The organism is Natronolimnohabitans innermongolicus JCM 12255, assembly GCF_000337215.1.
GTDB lineage: Archaea > Halobacteriota > Halobacteria > Halobacteriales > Natrialbaceae > Natronolimnohabitans > Natronolimnohabitans innermongolicus.
On the sequence record NZ_AOHZ01000064.1, the window covers coordinates 18,370 to 33,347 of the forward strand.

Genomic DNA, 14,978 nt, shown 5'->3' on the forward strand with positions numbered 1-14,978 from the left:
CCGTCCACTGCCGACCGCAATACTTTCTGCTACTCGAGTGTGTCCCCGATATGCGCTACCTGGAGGTCACGGTTCCCGAGGGGAAACGCGGCGCCGTCCTCGGGCTCCTCGAGGACGAGGGCATCGACTACGTCGTCAGCGACGAGACCAGCGGGCGGGGATACACCGCGGTCGTCCGGTTTCCGGTGCCGACGCAGGCCGTCGAGCCGACCCTCGACCGGCTCGATCGTGCCGGGATCGGCGACGAGGCGAGCGTCGTCGTTATCGACGCCGAGACGGTCGTCTCCGAGCGATTCGACACGCTTCGCGACCAGTACAACCGCGGCGGCCAGACGGGCGCTCGCACCTCGAGGCAGGTCCTGCGGACGAAAGCCGACGAACTCACGCCACCGTTTCCGATCTACGCGATCATGTTGCTCATCAGCGCCGTCGTCGCCACCGCCGGCTTGCTCGCCGACTCGCCAGCGGTCGTCATCGGCGCCATGGTCATCGCGCCGCTGCTCGGCCCCGCTCTGGCCGCCAACGTCGGCATCGTTACGGGCGACGAGCGGCTCAAGTGGACCGGGTTCAGCTACCAGCTGCTCGGCGTCGCAACGGTCGTCGGCGCGTCGATCGGGATCGCGATGCTCGCCCGGTTTGCCGGTCTCGAGCCCGCGGGCGTCGACATCGTCGTCGTGGCCGAACTCGAGGAACGCGTCTCGCCGAACCTGTTCTCGCTGGCGGTCGCGCTCGGTGCCGGCATCGCCGGCATCCTGAGTCTCACGCGCGGATTCTCGGAAGCCATCGTCGGCGTGATGATCGCCGCGGCGCTCATCCCGCCTTCGGCCGCAGTCGGCATCACCGTCGCCTGGGGGATGTCCGGTGCGGCCACGGGCGCCGCCGCGCTCGTCGTCGTCAACCTGCTCTCGATCAACCTCGCCGCGCTGGCCACGCTGTGGGTCGGCGGCTACCGTCCGCAGGGACTGTTCGAGGTGTCGCCGACGCGCCGTCCCACCTACACATACGCCGCGATCTTCGGCGTCGGTCTGCTCGTGCTCGCCGCGCCGCTGGCCGGCATCACGCTGCTCGATTTCCACACGACCGAACTCGAGTCGGCGGCCGAAAACGAGGTCGACGCGGTGCTCGCCGAGTCCGCCTACGACCACCTCGAGCGCGAGGACGTCGCGGTCGAACTCGACGGCGATTACCCGATTCAGTCGGTTGACCGCGTCGTCGTCACGGTTTCCGGTCAGGAGCCCGGGACGGAGGCGGGGCTGGCGGATCGGCTCTACGCTGAGATCGAACCCCACAGCGACGAATCCCTGCTCGTCGAAGTCCAGTACGTCGTCTCGGAGACGGAAGGCGACGCCGACGGAGAGCGGACGACGATTCGGACCGTCGAGGGCGGCGAAACGTGACGGTTCGGCGAGATGGCTGTCGTGTTCGCGGTCAATCAATCCGTTCCCGTCTCCGGCGACGGCCGATACCGTCGACTCACCGCCTTCCAGCGACCGCGCCGGAACAGCCAGTAGTTGATCCCGCCCGGCACGAACGTCTCGAGCAGGAGGGCGAGATAGAGCGCGGCGACGCCGAGGGGCGTCACGAGTCCGAGCGTCGCGGCCGGAACCGCGAAGACGTAGCGGCCGATCAACGCGGCGACAAACGGGAGGCGCGTGTCGCCGGCGCCGAGCAGTGCGCCCGCCGCCGTGCCGTCGATTCCGAATCCGATCGCGCTGATCGCGCCGACGGCGACGAAGGTTCCGGCCAGGGCGACTTCGTCGGAGCCGCTGACGAACACGCCGGCGATCGGCTCGGAGAGGGCGACGACGACGACGGCGACGCCGGCGAAGGTGACGATCGCCAGCCGGATGATCCCCTCGCCGTAGGCGCCGGCCCCGGCTTCGTCGTTCGACCCGAGTTCCTGACCGACCAGTGAACTCGCGGCCAGCGAGAGTCCCCAGTTGATGCTGTTGATCATTCCCCGAACGCGGCGTCCGACCTCGAGGGCGGTGACGACGACCGGGCCGAACGCGGCGGCGATCCACAGCAAGGGAAAGACCACGATTCCCTGCGCAAGCCGACGGCCGATCTCCGGCGCCGAAATCTCGATCACCTGGCCCAACAGCGCCGCGTCGAACCAGCCGCCCGACCGCGTGATGGGGACCGGACTGGGCTCCATCCCGAGCGCACCGTAGGACCGGCCGACCATCCCCCAGGCGAGGACGACCGTGACGAATCCCGTCGAGAGCGTCGTCCCGATGGCGGCGCCGGCGACGCCCATGCCGAAGCCGAAGATGAACACGGCGCTGAGGGCGATGTTGAGCACGGCGCCGCCGGCCCGGGCGACCATCTCGGTGAAGGTGTCGCCGACGCCGGTGTACGTGCGACTGGCGATCAGGTTCAACAGTTCGAACAGGACCGCCGGGGCGACGAGCGTCAGGTAGGTCACGCCGTGGGCGAGCGAGTCCGCTTCACCGCTGAAAAAACCGATCAGCACGTCGGCGAAGAGCCAGAAGGTCGCGACGAGCGGGAGCGCGAGGGCGACGGCCAGCAGAACGCTCTGTTTGACCACGAGCGAGGCGCGCTCGGTCTCCTCGCCGCCGTAGTTCTGGGAGACGAGGCTCACGGTCCCGCCGGCGAGTCCTAACCCGAGCATCGTGACGATCTCCCAGAACGCGAGCGCGAAGGCGAGTCCCGCGGTTCCGGCCGTTCCGACGGCGATCCCGACCATCGCGAGGTCCGCCGTCTGCTTGGACATGATCGCGAAACCGGTCACGATCCGGGGCCACGCGAGGTCCGCGGTGGGACCGAACCGCTCGGCGTCGATAACGCCGAGTCGCTCGAGTACTCGGCCCGTAGATTCGACGACGCGTTGCTGCCAGCCGCTCATCTACTGGGCGTTTCGTGACCGGCGTCTTCGGTCTATCTTTTTTCAAGGCGAGAATCCCGCCCTTTAGGGCGGGCGTGAAGCCGACAACTCCGACACGAACCACCGTCGGTTGCAGGCTGAATACCCCACGACGGCGAACCTTTATTAGAATTGGGTGTATAGAAATTGGTACGGCCAAATGAAGTACAACCTCGAAACCGGGTCGCACACGGTCTACGCGCTCCAATATCACTTTGTGACCGTCACAAAGTACCGCGCGGACATCCTCACCGACGAGATAGCCGAACGCATCGGTGAGATTGCCAGCGACATCTCCGAGGACTTTGGTGTGAACATCCAGAACGTCAACGGCGGTTCCGACCACGTTCACATCCTGTTCACGGCGAAGCCCACGACCGACCTCACCAAGTTCATCAACTCACTCAAGGGCGTCACGTCTCGGAAAATCCGTGACGAGAACCCTGAAGTTCGGCAGGCGCTCGACAAGGCGTTCTGGCAACAGGGATACTTTCTCGCCACCACCGGCCAAGTGAGCATCGACGTACTCATGAAGTACGTGGAGGAGCAGTAGCGATGTCCACAACCGTCACGAAAACGTTGCAGGCGACGTTCGCGCCACCCACCGCGCACAAGCAGTCGAAACTCAACGACCTGCTCGAAACCTACCGTGACGGTCTGCAAGAGGCGTTCGACTCCGGGGCGAGTACCATGTCGGCGGTGAGCGACATCGTGACGCCCTACGACCTCCCGTATCAGGCGAAGGCTGCCCTTTGCAACTACGTCCCGAAACTCCGTAAGACGTACAACGCGAAGGAGTTGGACGACGGGCACCCGATACGGCTCACGAACCAAGCCGCGAAGTTCGATCATTCCGAAGAACGCGACTACGAGTTTACGTGGTGGGTTCCGCGTCCCGGTCGGGGAACGAACTTCTGGATACCGCTCCGCATCAACCCAGAACAGGAACCCCTCTGGCACGATCTCGTATCGGAGGACGCGAAGGCAGGCGAGATACGGCTTCAACAGCATCGGAAGAACTGGGTACTGCACGTCACCGTCGAGTACCCGGTCGAAGAACCAGCGACAGACGGTGACGCCACGCACATCGGCTTAGACATCGGAGAAACCGCCCTCATCACGGGCTGTGCCCTCAAGGATGGTTCTCCGACTGACCCGTTCGTGTGTAGCGGAAGCAGAGCGAAGCATCTCCGTAAAGAGCTGCACACGACCCTGAAACGACTCCAAGAGCGTGACGCATCCGAGTGGCGTATCGAAGACCGCTTCAGCCACTACCAGAATGCGCTCACCAACATCGTGGAGAAGGCGTCTCGGCAAGTCGTCGAGTACGTCACACAGTTCGAGAACCCGGTGTTGGTGATGGAGGACTTGACGTACATCCGTGAACGGCTCGACTACGGGAAGTACATGAACCGTCGGCTTCACTCGTGGGCGTTCGCCCGGCTCCAAGGGCGCATCGAGGACAAGGCGACGGAAGCAGGTATCCCGGTCGAGTACGTGAATCCGGCGTACACGTCGCAGACGTGCCACTCGTGCCACCGTATCGGTCGGCGGGATTCACAAGCCGAGTTCCGGTGTCCAAACGACAACTGCCACGTTTCGACGTTTCAGGCCGACATCAACGCTTCCGCGAATATCGCACGACGGGTTGACCCGTGGGGAGAGAGCGTCCCGCTTGACAAGGCGGAACGCGATGACTCGCCTCGGGATGGGAGCGGTTGTGACACCGCCACGACTCACCGTGAGACGAGCGAGACACCCTCGCAGATGACGCTCACGGCGTTTCAAGAGTCGGAACCCTCTACCAGCGACGACTAACTGGTATTCCCCATGCGTGGGAAGCCTCGCCGTTTACGGCGAGGAGGATGTCACCGGCTCCGGAACCACTGGAGAGAGAAAGAGAATCGCCGACCGCCGGCTCGAGCGAGTGAGAAGATCGAAACGGACGAGCGCTACCGCAACCTCGAGAGCATCGCCCGTAGGTGCGACGGGGAGACCAGCGACGTCGGCCGGTCCATGTGGACGCCGATTTCGCCTGAAAGCGCCCCGAGCCCGACGTGCTGGACGGGCTCGGGCAGCGAGTACGCGCGGCGGAGGTAGTGGCCGAGCTCCTGTTCACGCTCCAGATCCTCGCGCCAGGCGCGCTCGTAGGCCGCAAGCGAGGTCGGCCGGTCGGGATTGATTTCGCGGACGGCGTAGTCGGCGCTGGTCATACTGTAGAGGATGCCGCCGCCGGTGAAGGGTTTGGTCTGGGCGGCCGCGTCGCCGATGAGGAACGCGCGACGGGTCGTGACGCGATCCGGCGGACCGATCGGAATCGGACCCGAACAGCGATGCGAGACGTCGATCTCGTAGCCGTCGATCAACTCCTCGAAGTGCTTGGTGACCTGGACGCCCGGGGGCGCCGCGAGGCCGTATTCGACGCCCGCGTCGCCCCGCGGAATGCGCCAGGCGAAGAACGTCGGCGCCGTCAGGTGGACGTCGACGAAGTTCTGGTGGTCCTCCTCGTCGGAGAAGGCGAGCACGCCGTGGAGCAACTCGTCCGGCTCCGGCAGGTCGAGGGCGTCCCGAACGCGCGAGCGGGCGCCGTCGCAGCCGGCGAGCATCTTCGCCTCGAACTCCACGACGCCGTCGGGACCGTTTGCGGTGACGTCGACGCGGTCGCGGTGTTCGGTGATTTCGGTGACCGTGTGCTCCTCGCGAACGTCCGCGCCCGCCTCGCGTGCGAGGTCGGCGAGGTGGCGATCCAGCCCGACGCGATCGATGACGTTCGAAGCCACTTCCTGTTTGTAGAAAGGATAGCCGTCGCTTTCGGGGCCGCCGACGTGAAACCGCGCGCCGTAGATTTCGTTCTGAAACAGTTCTTCGCGCGCGCCCGGACCCGTAAACTCCCAGACGTCCGTGCTCACGTGACCCGAGCAAGCGAGCGGTTCGCCAATCTGGCCTTTCTCGAGGGCAAGCACGTCGTAGCCTTCTTCGGCGGCGCGTCGTGCGAACCGAGCCCCCGGCGGGCCGACACCGACGACGACGAAATCGTACATGTTCGATGCGTATCCGTCCGGCAGTAAATAACTTCTCGAGATTTTCTCCTCGCTCGACTGGAGGGCACTCGAGTGTCCGACAGTGTCAGTACAACAGCTGCTCGAGCTGGTGTCGACGTCGCTCGAGGTCGACCGCCGGCTCGAGTTCGGGGTCCGCGGCGAGCCGATCGAACGCGAGCAACGGATCGGCGCCGGCGCGTTCGACGGCCTCGAGCAGATCGGCGATCGCCTCGCGGTGGGTCGCGAGGGAGGAACAGCGGTCGACGGCGAGAAGCAACGGAACTGCTGCAGCGGGAGTCGTCGGGACGGCGTCGCTGATGCGGCCGAAGTCGGCCGAAGAGTCCGAGTCCGCGCGGCGCTCGTCGGCCGCCGGCTCGAGGGTCAGACACCGCGTACAACAGTTCACCGTCGCGGACTCCTCGGGGGCGTACTCGCGGTGCTCCTCGGGGATGGAAACGGCGATCGTGGGGGACCTACACGCTGGGCAGGCCATCGGTGGTGTCGGTGCGAGCGACCGAGATCAGTCGCCGCCCGGAACGCCACCCGCGGTCGACTGCTCCATGTCGGGTTCGGCCGTGTCGCCGCCCTCGTCGTCGGGCGCGACCTCGTCTTCGGCTTCGGCTTCCGCTTCCGCCTCGGCCTCGCGTTCTTCCTTTTCGGCCTGTTCTTTCTTCTCCTTGATCTTCTTCAGGCGGAATGTCTCCTCGCGTTCTTGCTCCTCGAGTTTCTGCTCGATGTACTCCTGGCTGTCGTAGAGGTCGGGCAGAAGCTTGAACTCGAGTGCGTTGACGCGGCGCTTGGTGGTCTCGATCTCCCGGAGCATCTTCTTCATCGCCGTCTCGACTTCCGCGGCGAGGATGATGCTCTCCAGCAGGTCCTCGTAGGCTTCCGCGGCCTCGTCGATGCGGGCGGAGGTTCCCATGATCCCGTAGCCGCGCTGATCGAGACTCTTCGAGACTCGCGAGGACTCGATCTGCGGGACGACGACGCCCATGATGTTTTTGGACTCGGTCGTGATCTCGGGGTGTTCCTGCAGCGCCGCGGCGGCCCCGCGGACGGCGACGTCACCCTCCATGGCGCGGGCCATGTTGATCTTCTTCTGGGCCGCTTGGTAATCGTCTGCCAGGTCCCCGCGGACGTCCTGGGCCTTGTCCAGGATGTCCATGAACTCCATGATCAGCCCGTCCCGTTTCTTCTCGAGCGTCCCGTGCCCCCGCTCGGAGAGTTCGATGCGATCCTCGATCTCCATCAGGTTCTTGCGGGTGGGCTTGACGTCCTTGGCCATCTTGTGGGGGAATTGCGCCCCCAGTCGGATAACTGTTTACAGTTTTGGCGGATGTTCACGACGGCGCGGGAGTGGCGGAACGGTCGGACTCGAGTCGGCGTCCGACGGCTACCCCTGCCCGACCATCCGATCCTCGTCCTCCCACTCTTCCTGGCGGAGTTCGTACTTCTGGATCTTGCCCGTCGCCGTCGTCGGCAGTTCCTCGACGAACTCGACCTCGCGGACGACCTTGTAGCCCGCGAGATTGTCGCGGGTGAAGTCGACGAGTTCGTCGGCCGTCACGCTCGGATCGTCGGGATCCTCGTTGCTCGGCACGACGAACGCCTTCGGCGTCTCGCCCCACTGGTCGCTGGGTGCCGGAATCACCGCGACGTCGGAGACCTCGGGGTGGTCGAACAGGGTGTCCTCGAGTTCGATGCTCGAGATATTCTCGCCGCCGGAGATGATGATGTCCTTCTTGCGGTCCTGGATGGAGAGCATCCCGTTCTCGTCGACGGTGGCGAGATCGCCCATGTGGTAGTAGCCCTCGAGCCGGTCGTTGAACGCTTCCTCGGTCTCCTCGGGCTTGTTCCAGTACTTCTCCATGACCTGGTTGCCCTGAACGACGATCTCGCCGATCGTCTCGTCGTCCCGGGGGACGTCGTTGCCGTCCTCGTCGACGACGCGGATATCGGTCCCGAGGTAGCCCAGTCCCTGGCGCTTCTTGATCGCGAACCGATCGCTGCTGTCGTCGTCGAACGTTCGCCGGGCGTCGGAGGTCGTGATCAGCGGTCCGGTCTCGGTCGCGCCGTAGACGTGTTTTAAGTACCAGCCGAACTCGTCCTCGACGGTGCGGATGGTGGCTTCCGGCGGCGCCGAGCCGGCGGTCGCGATGCGGACGTCGTTTGCGCCGGTCGTCTCCGGATCGTTTTCCTCGTAGTAGTCGACCAACATGTTCAACACGGTCGGCGCGCCGCACATGTAGGAGACGTCCTCGGTGCGGACGGCCTCGAAGATATCTCCCGCATCGACCCCGCGCGTACAGACGTGTTTCGCGCCGATCCCCGTCACGGCGTAGATGTGGCCCCAGCCGTTGACGTGGAACATCGGCAGCGTCCAGAGGTAGACGTCGTCGTCCTGGAGCTGCTGGTGGGCCGTTATCAGGTAGGCGTGGATCGTCTCGGCGCGGTGGGTTCGACAGACTCCCTTCGGATCGCCCGTCGTCCCCGAGGTGTAGTTGATGGTGACGATCTCGTCTTCGTCCATCTCGGGGCGGTCGTAGTCGGTGCCCGCGTCCGCGAGCACGTCGTCGAACGCCTCCCATTCGCCTTCCACGCGCTCGGCGTCGTTCGTGATGAACGTCTCCACCGGCACTTCGTCGCGGATCGGTTCGATCTTGTCCGCGAAGTCGTAATCCGCGTAGACGGCGTCGACCTCCGCGTCCTCGAGCATGTAGGAGAAATCGTCGGGCGTGAGCCGATAGTTCAGCGGCATGTGGACCGCGCCGACCTGCATGCTCCCGTAGGCCGCCTCGAGGTGGTAGTGTGTGTTCGGATCGAGCACCGCGACGCGGTCGCCCTTCTCGATTCCCCGTTGCTGAAGCGCCGCCGAAAACCGGTCGGCGCGCTCGCCCAGTTCGTCGTAGGTGTACCGTTCCCCCGTCGTGGCGACCACCGCTTCGGCGTCGCCGTAGTGCTTGCGCGCCCGATCGAGAAAGTCGGTTACGAGCAGTGGCTTGTGCATACACACCGATATTCACCGACGATTATTACGTTTGTTTTGGGTGATTTCGAGACATGATCGGGCGACGACGCTCGAGATTGCGGCTCGACGCGGACGGTCGAGACCGCTCGAGCCACCGAATTGCGTCGACGACAGCGTCGACTCGAGGGCAGTGGACGCGATAAAAGAACGAATCTGCGGTCGAAATCGGCGGAGCCGAGAGCCGGGAGCCGGGAGCCGAGAACCCGATCAGTCGGCCTGGACGGCTTCGGCTTCCTCGCCGACGTCTTCGCGGTAGTGCTCTGCGATGAGCTCCTCGTCGATGCGGTTGAGCGCCTCCTTTGGCAGCATCGAGAGGAGGTCCCAGCCGAGGTCGAGCGTCTCCTCGATCGAGCGGTTGTTGTCGTAGCCCTGCTGGACGAACTCCGTCTCGAAGCGGTCGGCGAAGTCGAGGAACTTGTTGTCGCGCTCGGAGAGCGCTTCGCGACCGACGATGTTCACGAGGTCGCGCAGGTCCTCACCCTCCGCGTAGGCGGCGTACATCTGGTCGGAGACGTCGCCGTGGTCTTCTCGAGTGAGTCCTTCGCCGATCCCGTCGTCCATCAGCCGCGACAGGCTGGGGAGGACGTTGACCGGCGGCTCGATGCCCTGGCTGTTGAGGTCCCGATCCATCACGATCTGGCCCTCGGTAATGTAGCCGGTCAGGTCCGGAATCGGGTGGGTGTCGTCGTCGCCGGGCATCGTCAGGATCGGAATCTGGGTGACCGATCCTTCCTTGCCCTCGATACGACCGGCCCGCTCGTAGAGCTGGGCCAGGTCGGTGTACATGTATCCGGGGTAGCCACGCCGGCCCGGAACCTCCTCACGTGCGGCACCGATCTCGCGCAGCGCCTCACAGTAGTTGGTCATGTCCGTCAGGATGACCAGCACGTGGTAGTCCTTCTCGAAGGCGAGGTACTCTGCCGTCGTCAGGGCGAGTCGCGGGGTGACCTGGCGTTCGACCGCCGGGTCGTCCGCGAGGTTCATGAAGACGACGGAGCGCTCGAGTGCGCCCGTGCGCTCGAAGTCGTCCATGAACTCGTTTGCCTCTTCGGCAGTAATGCCCATCGCACCGAAGACGACTGCGAACTCGGAGCCGTCCTCGTCGTCGCCGTCCGCTTCCTCCGGGACGGTCGCCTGCCGGGCGATCTGGAGTGCGAGTTCGTTGTGGGGAAGCCCCGATCCGGAGAAGATCGGCAGCTTCTGGCCGCGAACCAGCGTGTTCATGCCGTCGATGGCGGAGACGCCGGTCTGGATGAACTCTTCCGGGTACTCGCGGGAGTAGGGGTTGATCGCTTCGCCGACGATGTCCTCACGGGACTCGGGAACGATCTCTGGACCGCCGTCGATCGGGTTCCCGGAGCCGTCGAGGACGCGTCCGAGCAGGTCCTCGGTGACGGGCATCTTCATCGTCTCGCCCAGGAAGCGAACGGAGGCGTTGCGGTCGATCCCGCCGGTCCCCTCGAACACCTGGATCGAGACGATACCTTCGCTCGATTCCAGCACCTGTCCGCGCAGGGTCTCGCCCTGTGGCGTCTCGATTTCGACGATCTCGTCGTAGCCGACGGGTTCGTCGACCTCGGCGAACACCAGCGGACCGCTGATCTCAGTGATAGTCTGGTACTCTTTCATTGTTAGTACAGTGCTCGCAGTTGTTCTTCGAGATCGTTCTCGAGTTCGTCGATGAACTCGTTCCACTCCTCGGCGGTGCCCATGCGGTTGAGCCGCGGGGCGGCGTCGACGTTCTGGATCTCGTCGACTGGAACGCCGGCGTCGAGTGCGTCGAACGCCTCGTCGTTGAACGTCTTGATCGCCTGGAGCATCCGGTAGGTCTTCTCCGGTTCGCAGTAGGTGTCGACGTCGTGGAGCGCGTTCTGCTGGAGCCAGGCCTCACGCAGGTAGCGAGCGACCTCGAGCGTGAGCTGTTGGTCTTCCGGCAGTGCGTCCTTGCCGACGAGCTGAACGATCTCCTGGAGTTCGTCCTCCTCGTCCAGCACGTCGACGGCCCACTGGCGAACTTCAGGCCAGTCGTCCTCGACGTTTGCCTCCCACCACGGGTCGAGCTGGTCCTTGTACAGCGAGTAGGACTCGTTCCAGTCGATCGCGGGGAAGTGCCGACGCTCCGCGAGGTCGGCGTCCAGCGCCCAGAACGTCTTGACGATACGCAGCGTGTTCTGGGTGACCGGCTCGGAGAAGTCCCCGCCCGGTGGCGAGACTGCCCCGACGACCGAAATCGAGCCTTCGCCGCCGTTGATCAGCTGGAACTTGCCGGCGCGCTCGTAGAACTCGGAGAGCGACGCGGCGAGATACGCCGGATACCCTTCTTCGCCGGGCATCTCCTCGAGTCGGCTCGAGATTTCGCGCATGGCCTCCGCCCACCGGGAGGTGGAGTCGGCCATGAGCGCGACGTCGTAGCCCATGTCGCGGTAGTACTCGGCGATCGTGATTCCCGTGTAGATACAGGACTCACGGGCTGCGACGGGCATGTTCGACGTGTTCGCGATGAGACACGTCCGGGCCATCAACGGGTTCCCGGTCTGCGGGTCGGGCAGTTCCGGGAAGTCCTCGATGACCTCGGTCATCTCGTTGCCACGCTCACCGCAGCCGATGTAGACGACGATGTCCGCGTCGGACCACTTCGCAAGCTGCTGCTGGGTGACGGTCTTCCCGGAGCCGAAGGGACCGGGAATCGCGGCCGTTCCGCCCTTCGCGAGCGGGAACAGGCCGTCCTGGATGCGCTGTCCGGTGACGAGCGGTTCGGTCGGGGTTTCCTTGTCGCCGGCGGGACGGGCCTGACGGACCGGCCACTCCTGGCGCATCTGGATCTCCTCGCCACTCGAGAGTTCGGCGACCGTCTCCTCGACGGTAAATTCGCCGCTCTCGACCGACGTGACTTCGCCGCCCTCGTAATCCGGCGGCACCATCACTTTGTGGTCGATCGTGACGGTCTCTTCGACGACGCCGACGACGTCACCGGGTTCGACCGTATCGCCTTCGGCGACTTCGGGCTCGAACTCCCACTTCTTCTCGAGGTCGATACCGGGGGCGTCGACCCCACGGTCGAGGAACGCGGTCCCCATCTTGTCCTCGAGGACGTCGAGCGGGCGCTGGACGCCGTCGTAGATGGAGTCCATCATGCCCGGTCCGAGGTCGACCGACAGGGGCTCGCCCGTGTTCTGGACGGGTTCGCCCGGGCCGACGCCGGAGGTTTCCTCGTAGACCTGAATCGTGGTCAGGTTCCCTTCGATCTCGATGACCTCGCCCATCAGTCCTTCGTCGCCGACGTAGACGACGTCGTTCATCCGGGCGTCGAGGTCCGTGGCGGTCACGACGGGACCGCTCACGCTTTCGATTACACCGTCTTGCTCGACGGATTCGGTTTGATCTGCCTGGCTCATAGGTTATTACTGGTCCTCGTCTTCGTCCATCAGGTCGATACCGATCGCGCGTTTGATCTGGTCGCGGAGTCCGCCGCCGCCCGTCCCGCTTCCGATCGTGACGACGACTGGTTCGACGCTCGTCTCGACGTTCTGCTGGACGTTACGCGAGAGGTACTCGAGGTCTTCGTCGTGCATCACGACGATGCCGACTTCGTCGTCCTCGAGGACCGTCGTGACGGCGTCGTCTAGGTCGGCGTCTTTCTCGTCGTCCGGGACGTTCTCGAAGCGACGGACGCCTGCGAGTCGAAAGCCCGTCGTAAACTCCGGACTGCCGACGACTGCGATTTCCTGGCTCATAGGATCACCAGCTCCTGTTCGATCTCGTTTTCGTCGAGTCCGACCTCGCGACCGCGGGCGATCGCGCGGATGTTCTCGACCTCGCGCTCCTTGGCGAGGATGTACGACAACACGGCCGAGATCGAGACCGGGTAGATGCTCGAGAGCGTATCGGCGTACTCGAGCAGTGCGGCATCTAGTGCGTGCTCGAACTGGATAAGGCTGTCAGCATCGCGCAGCTGATCCAGCGCGCCGGCGAGTCGGTCGCCGTAGCGTTTGTTCTCGGCGATGTGATCGACCAGCGCATCGTAATCGTTGACGAGCGTTCGCAGCTCCGTCCGGTCGAACAGGACGCCGCCTTCGATGTAGTAGGACGCGGGATCGAGGTCGGCGCCGCTGCGTGCGAGTCGCAGGGCGTTACGAGCGTTGCGGAAGTCGATCTCGGCTCGCAGGAACTCGACGTATCGCGCCCGTGGCCCCTGCTGGGGCTCCTGAAGGTTCGGTCGACCGATGTCCTCGAGCAGGTGCTCGTAGAACTCCCGGTCTAAGGCGTTCTCGAGGGGGACGAGCGCGCCCGTCTCCTCGAACTCCTCGTAGGCTGCACCGAGCGGCTCGGCGTAGATCGTGCCGTCGAGGACCGTCACCGCGTCCTCGATCTCGTCGACTTCGAGGAGTCGATCGATCGTCGGCTCGTCGAGCTCGCCGGCCATGATCAGGTCGGTCCGGATCTCGTCGGGATCGGTTTCGGTGTAGATCCCGCGGATGATCGTCTTCAGGTTCCAGACGTCGAACTTCCGGAGGTAGCGGGCGATGTAGTCATAGAGCCGTCCCTGCGACCAGTCGAGCAGGTCCTGGAAGTGCTTTGCGAGGTTGCGGTTCAGGGTGTACTCGATCAGGTCGACGCCGGAAAATCGCGTTCCGAGTTCGTTGATCTCGCGTTCGTACTCCGACTCCTCCATGAACCGCGCGATCCCGCTCGGCCCCATCCGGATCAGCTTCCGATAGTCTTCGTCCGCGAACAGCTTGGCTCGGCGCGACCGAACGCGAGCGTTCACGTATTCCGGATTCGAGGCACCTGCACTCATTGGTCGAAGAGACGGTTGCTGATCTCCCGGAGGTTGTCTTCCCAGACGTCCTCGAGCACCGAGTCGAACGTGTTGTTGACTCGGACTCGAGACTGGTCGCTCTCGACGACGACGCCGCCGAGACAGTCGTACTCGCCGGCGTACTCGTAGCCGTCGTACTCTGTGAGGATCTCGTCGATGAGCTCCTCGTCTTCGGAACGACCGTAGACGCTGACGTCGTCGCCCTCGTCGAACTCGTCGGTCGAGGCCTCGAGGAGGGCTCGCGTGAGCTCCTCTCGGGTGTCGCCCTCGAGGGCGGCGAGTTCGTCCTCGACTTGCTCGCGGACCTCTCCGAGGACGTCACGACGGGCCTCCAGGCGCTTCTGTTTCGCCTCCAGTTTCGCACTGGAGAGACGCTGTTCGCGCAGCTGCTCGATCTCGCGCTCGGCCTCGCGCTCGGCCTCGTCGCGGATCTCCTCGGCGTCTGCCTCGGCGGCCGATTCGATCTCGTCGGCGCGCGCTTCGCCCTCGGCGCGGATGTCCTCCGCACGCGCGTGGGCCTCTTCTCGAATGTCTTCTACGACTGTGTCCAAACTCATTGGTAAGAGAAGGGGGGCGGTTACGAGACGATGAAGACGACGACCAGCGCCAGAATGACCATCGTTTCCGGAAGGACGGTCATGATCAGGCCCTGGGCGAACAGGTCATCGTCTTCCGCGATTGCACCGATCGCCGCCGCACCGATACCTCGCTCTGCGTATCCCGCTGCGAGCGTGGAGAGACCGACGGCGAGCGCTGCGGCTCCTGCGTCGGTCAGGAACGGGCTTTCTTCGACGGTACCATTCTGCAGTACTGCGTTGAGTAGGTCAATTTCGCTCATTCTAGTTAATCCTCACTGTGGTTTCGATCGTGTCCGAACGGTTCGTAGTTCTTTCCACCGCCTTCATAAAACTTCCCAAAGAACTCGACGTATTCCAGGCGAATCGCCTGTAATCCTGCACTTGTGATACCAAGTAGCAAGACGACAATGTGCCCGATGACGAGCACGATGACGCCGAGGATGAAGGCGGCAATTGCGGTCGCGCCGTCGCCCATGTAGAAGAGGCCTTCGAACATGACCTCTCCGTCGCCGGAACCGTAACCGGTCCACGGCGCCAGGAACGGACGCGACCCTTCTTCGGTCTCGACAGCACCGAAGACGAGCAGGTTGACGACGAACGCCATCCCACCCTTCGCAAGCAACAC

15 protein-coding genes are annotated in these 14,978 nt (G+C 64.4%); 3 read left to right on the forward strand and 12 right to left on the reverse strand.

Translation table 11 applies throughout. The features are described 5' to 3' along the window. The first annotated feature begins 50 nt into the window (after positions 1-50). On the forward strand, positions 51-1,397 hold the full coding sequence (locus C493_RS13615; RefSeq protein WP_007260031.1) for a TIGR00341 family protein: 1,347 nt from the start codon (positions 51-53) through the stop codon (positions 1,395-1,397). A 35-nt stretch (positions 1,398-1,432) separates the two neighbouring features. Here C493_RS13615 and C493_RS13620 read toward each other — a convergent pair whose 3' ends face one another. After that, positions 1,433-2,869 (reverse strand): MATE family efflux transporter, encoded by a 1,437-nt coding sequence (locus C493_RS13620; RefSeq protein ID WP_007260032.1) that lies wholly within the window; start codon positions 2,867-2,869, stop codon positions 1,433-1,435. A gap of 178 nt (positions 2,870-3,047) precedes the next feature. On the opposite strand from C493_RS13620, the gene tnpA reads away from it, so the two are divergent. Then, entirely contained in the window at positions 3,048-3,440 is a 393-nt protein-coding gene (gene tnpA, locus C493_RS13625; protein WP_007260033.1) for an IS200/IS605 family transposase, read from the forward strand. Positions 3,441-3,442: 2 nt separating this feature from the next. Continuing rightward, positions 3,443-4,705: an RNA-guided endonuclease InsQ/TnpB family protein gene (locus C493_RS13630; protein ID WP_007260034.1), complete on the forward strand. Its 1,263-nt coding sequence runs from the start codon at positions 3,443-3,445 to the stop codon at positions 4,703-4,705. Positions 4,706-4,839: 134 nt separating this feature from the next. Here the strand turns inward: C493_RS13630 and C493_RS13635 are convergent, their stop codons facing one another. From C493_RS13635 to C493_RS13685, 11 genes are all read right to left on the reverse strand, one after another. Then, positions 4,840-5,928, reverse strand: coding sequence for a geranylgeranyl reductase family protein (locus tag C493_RS13635; protein WP_007260035.1), 1,089 nt, complete (start codon positions 5,926-5,928; stop codon positions 4,840-4,842). A gap of 85 nt (positions 5,929-6,013) precedes the next feature. After that, positions 6,014-6,421, reverse strand: coding sequence for a DUF6276 family protein (locus tag C493_RS13640; protein ID WP_007260036.1), 408 nt, complete (start codon positions 6,419-6,421; stop codon positions 6,014-6,016). 27 nt (positions 6,422-6,448) lie between these two features. Continuing rightward, positions 6,449-7,213, reverse strand: a complete 765-nt coding sequence (locus tag C493_RS13645) for a V-type ATP synthase subunit D (RefSeq protein ID WP_007260037.1) — start codon at positions 7,211-7,213, stop codon at positions 6,449-6,451. 108 nt (positions 7,214-7,321) lie between these two features. Next, the gene (locus C493_RS13650; RefSeq protein ID WP_007260038.1) at positions 7,322-8,935 is read right to left on the reverse strand and encodes a long-chain-fatty-acid--CoA ligase; all 1,614 of its coding nucleotides are present in this window, start codon (positions 8,933-8,935) and stop codon (positions 7,322-7,324) included. A 228-nt stretch (positions 8,936-9,163) separates the two neighbouring features. Further along, a complete protein-coding gene (locus C493_RS13655) occupies positions 9,164-10,585 on the reverse strand; it encodes an ATP synthase subunit B (RefSeq protein ID WP_007260039.1) in 1,422 nt (473 codons plus the stop codon). 2 nt (positions 10,586-10,587) lie between these two features. Continuing rightward, the gene (locus C493_RS13660; RefSeq protein ID WP_007260040.1) at positions 10,588-12,351 is read right to left on the reverse strand and encodes an ATP synthase subunit A; all 1,764 of its coding nucleotides are present in this window, start codon (positions 12,349-12,351) and stop codon (positions 10,588-10,590) included. 6 nt (positions 12,352-12,357) lie between these two features. Then, on the reverse strand, positions 12,358-12,690 hold the full coding sequence (locus C493_RS13665) for a V-type ATP synthase subunit F (protein ID WP_007260041.1): 333 nt from the start codon (positions 12,688-12,690) through the stop codon (positions 12,358-12,360). Then, positions 12,687-13,754 carry a V-type ATP synthase subunit C gene (locus C493_RS13670; RefSeq protein ID WP_007260042.1) on the reverse strand — a complete coding sequence of 356 codons (1,068 nt, stop codon included), beginning with the start codon at positions 13,752-13,754 and terminating at the stop codon, positions 12,687-12,689. Before C493_RS13670 ends, C493_RS13665 begins: the two co-directional genes overlap by 4 nt. Next, entirely contained in the window at positions 13,751-14,332 is a 582-nt protein-coding gene (locus C493_RS13675; protein WP_007260043.1) for a V-type ATP synthase subunit E, read from the reverse strand. The genes C493_RS13670 and C493_RS13675 overlap by 4 nt, the downstream gene beginning before the upstream one ends. Positions 14,333-14,352: 20 nt before the next feature. Further along, on the reverse strand, positions 14,353-14,613 hold the full coding sequence (locus C493_RS13680) for a hypothetical protein (RefSeq protein ID WP_007260044.1): 261 nt from the start codon (positions 14,611-14,613) through the stop codon (positions 14,353-14,355). A 5-nt stretch (positions 14,614-14,618) separates the two neighbouring features. Continuing rightward, positions 14,619-14,978: V-type ATPase 116kDa subunit family protein (locus C493_RS13685; RefSeq protein ID WP_275039836.1), on the reverse strand; the 360-nt coding region annotated here is incomplete at its 5' end.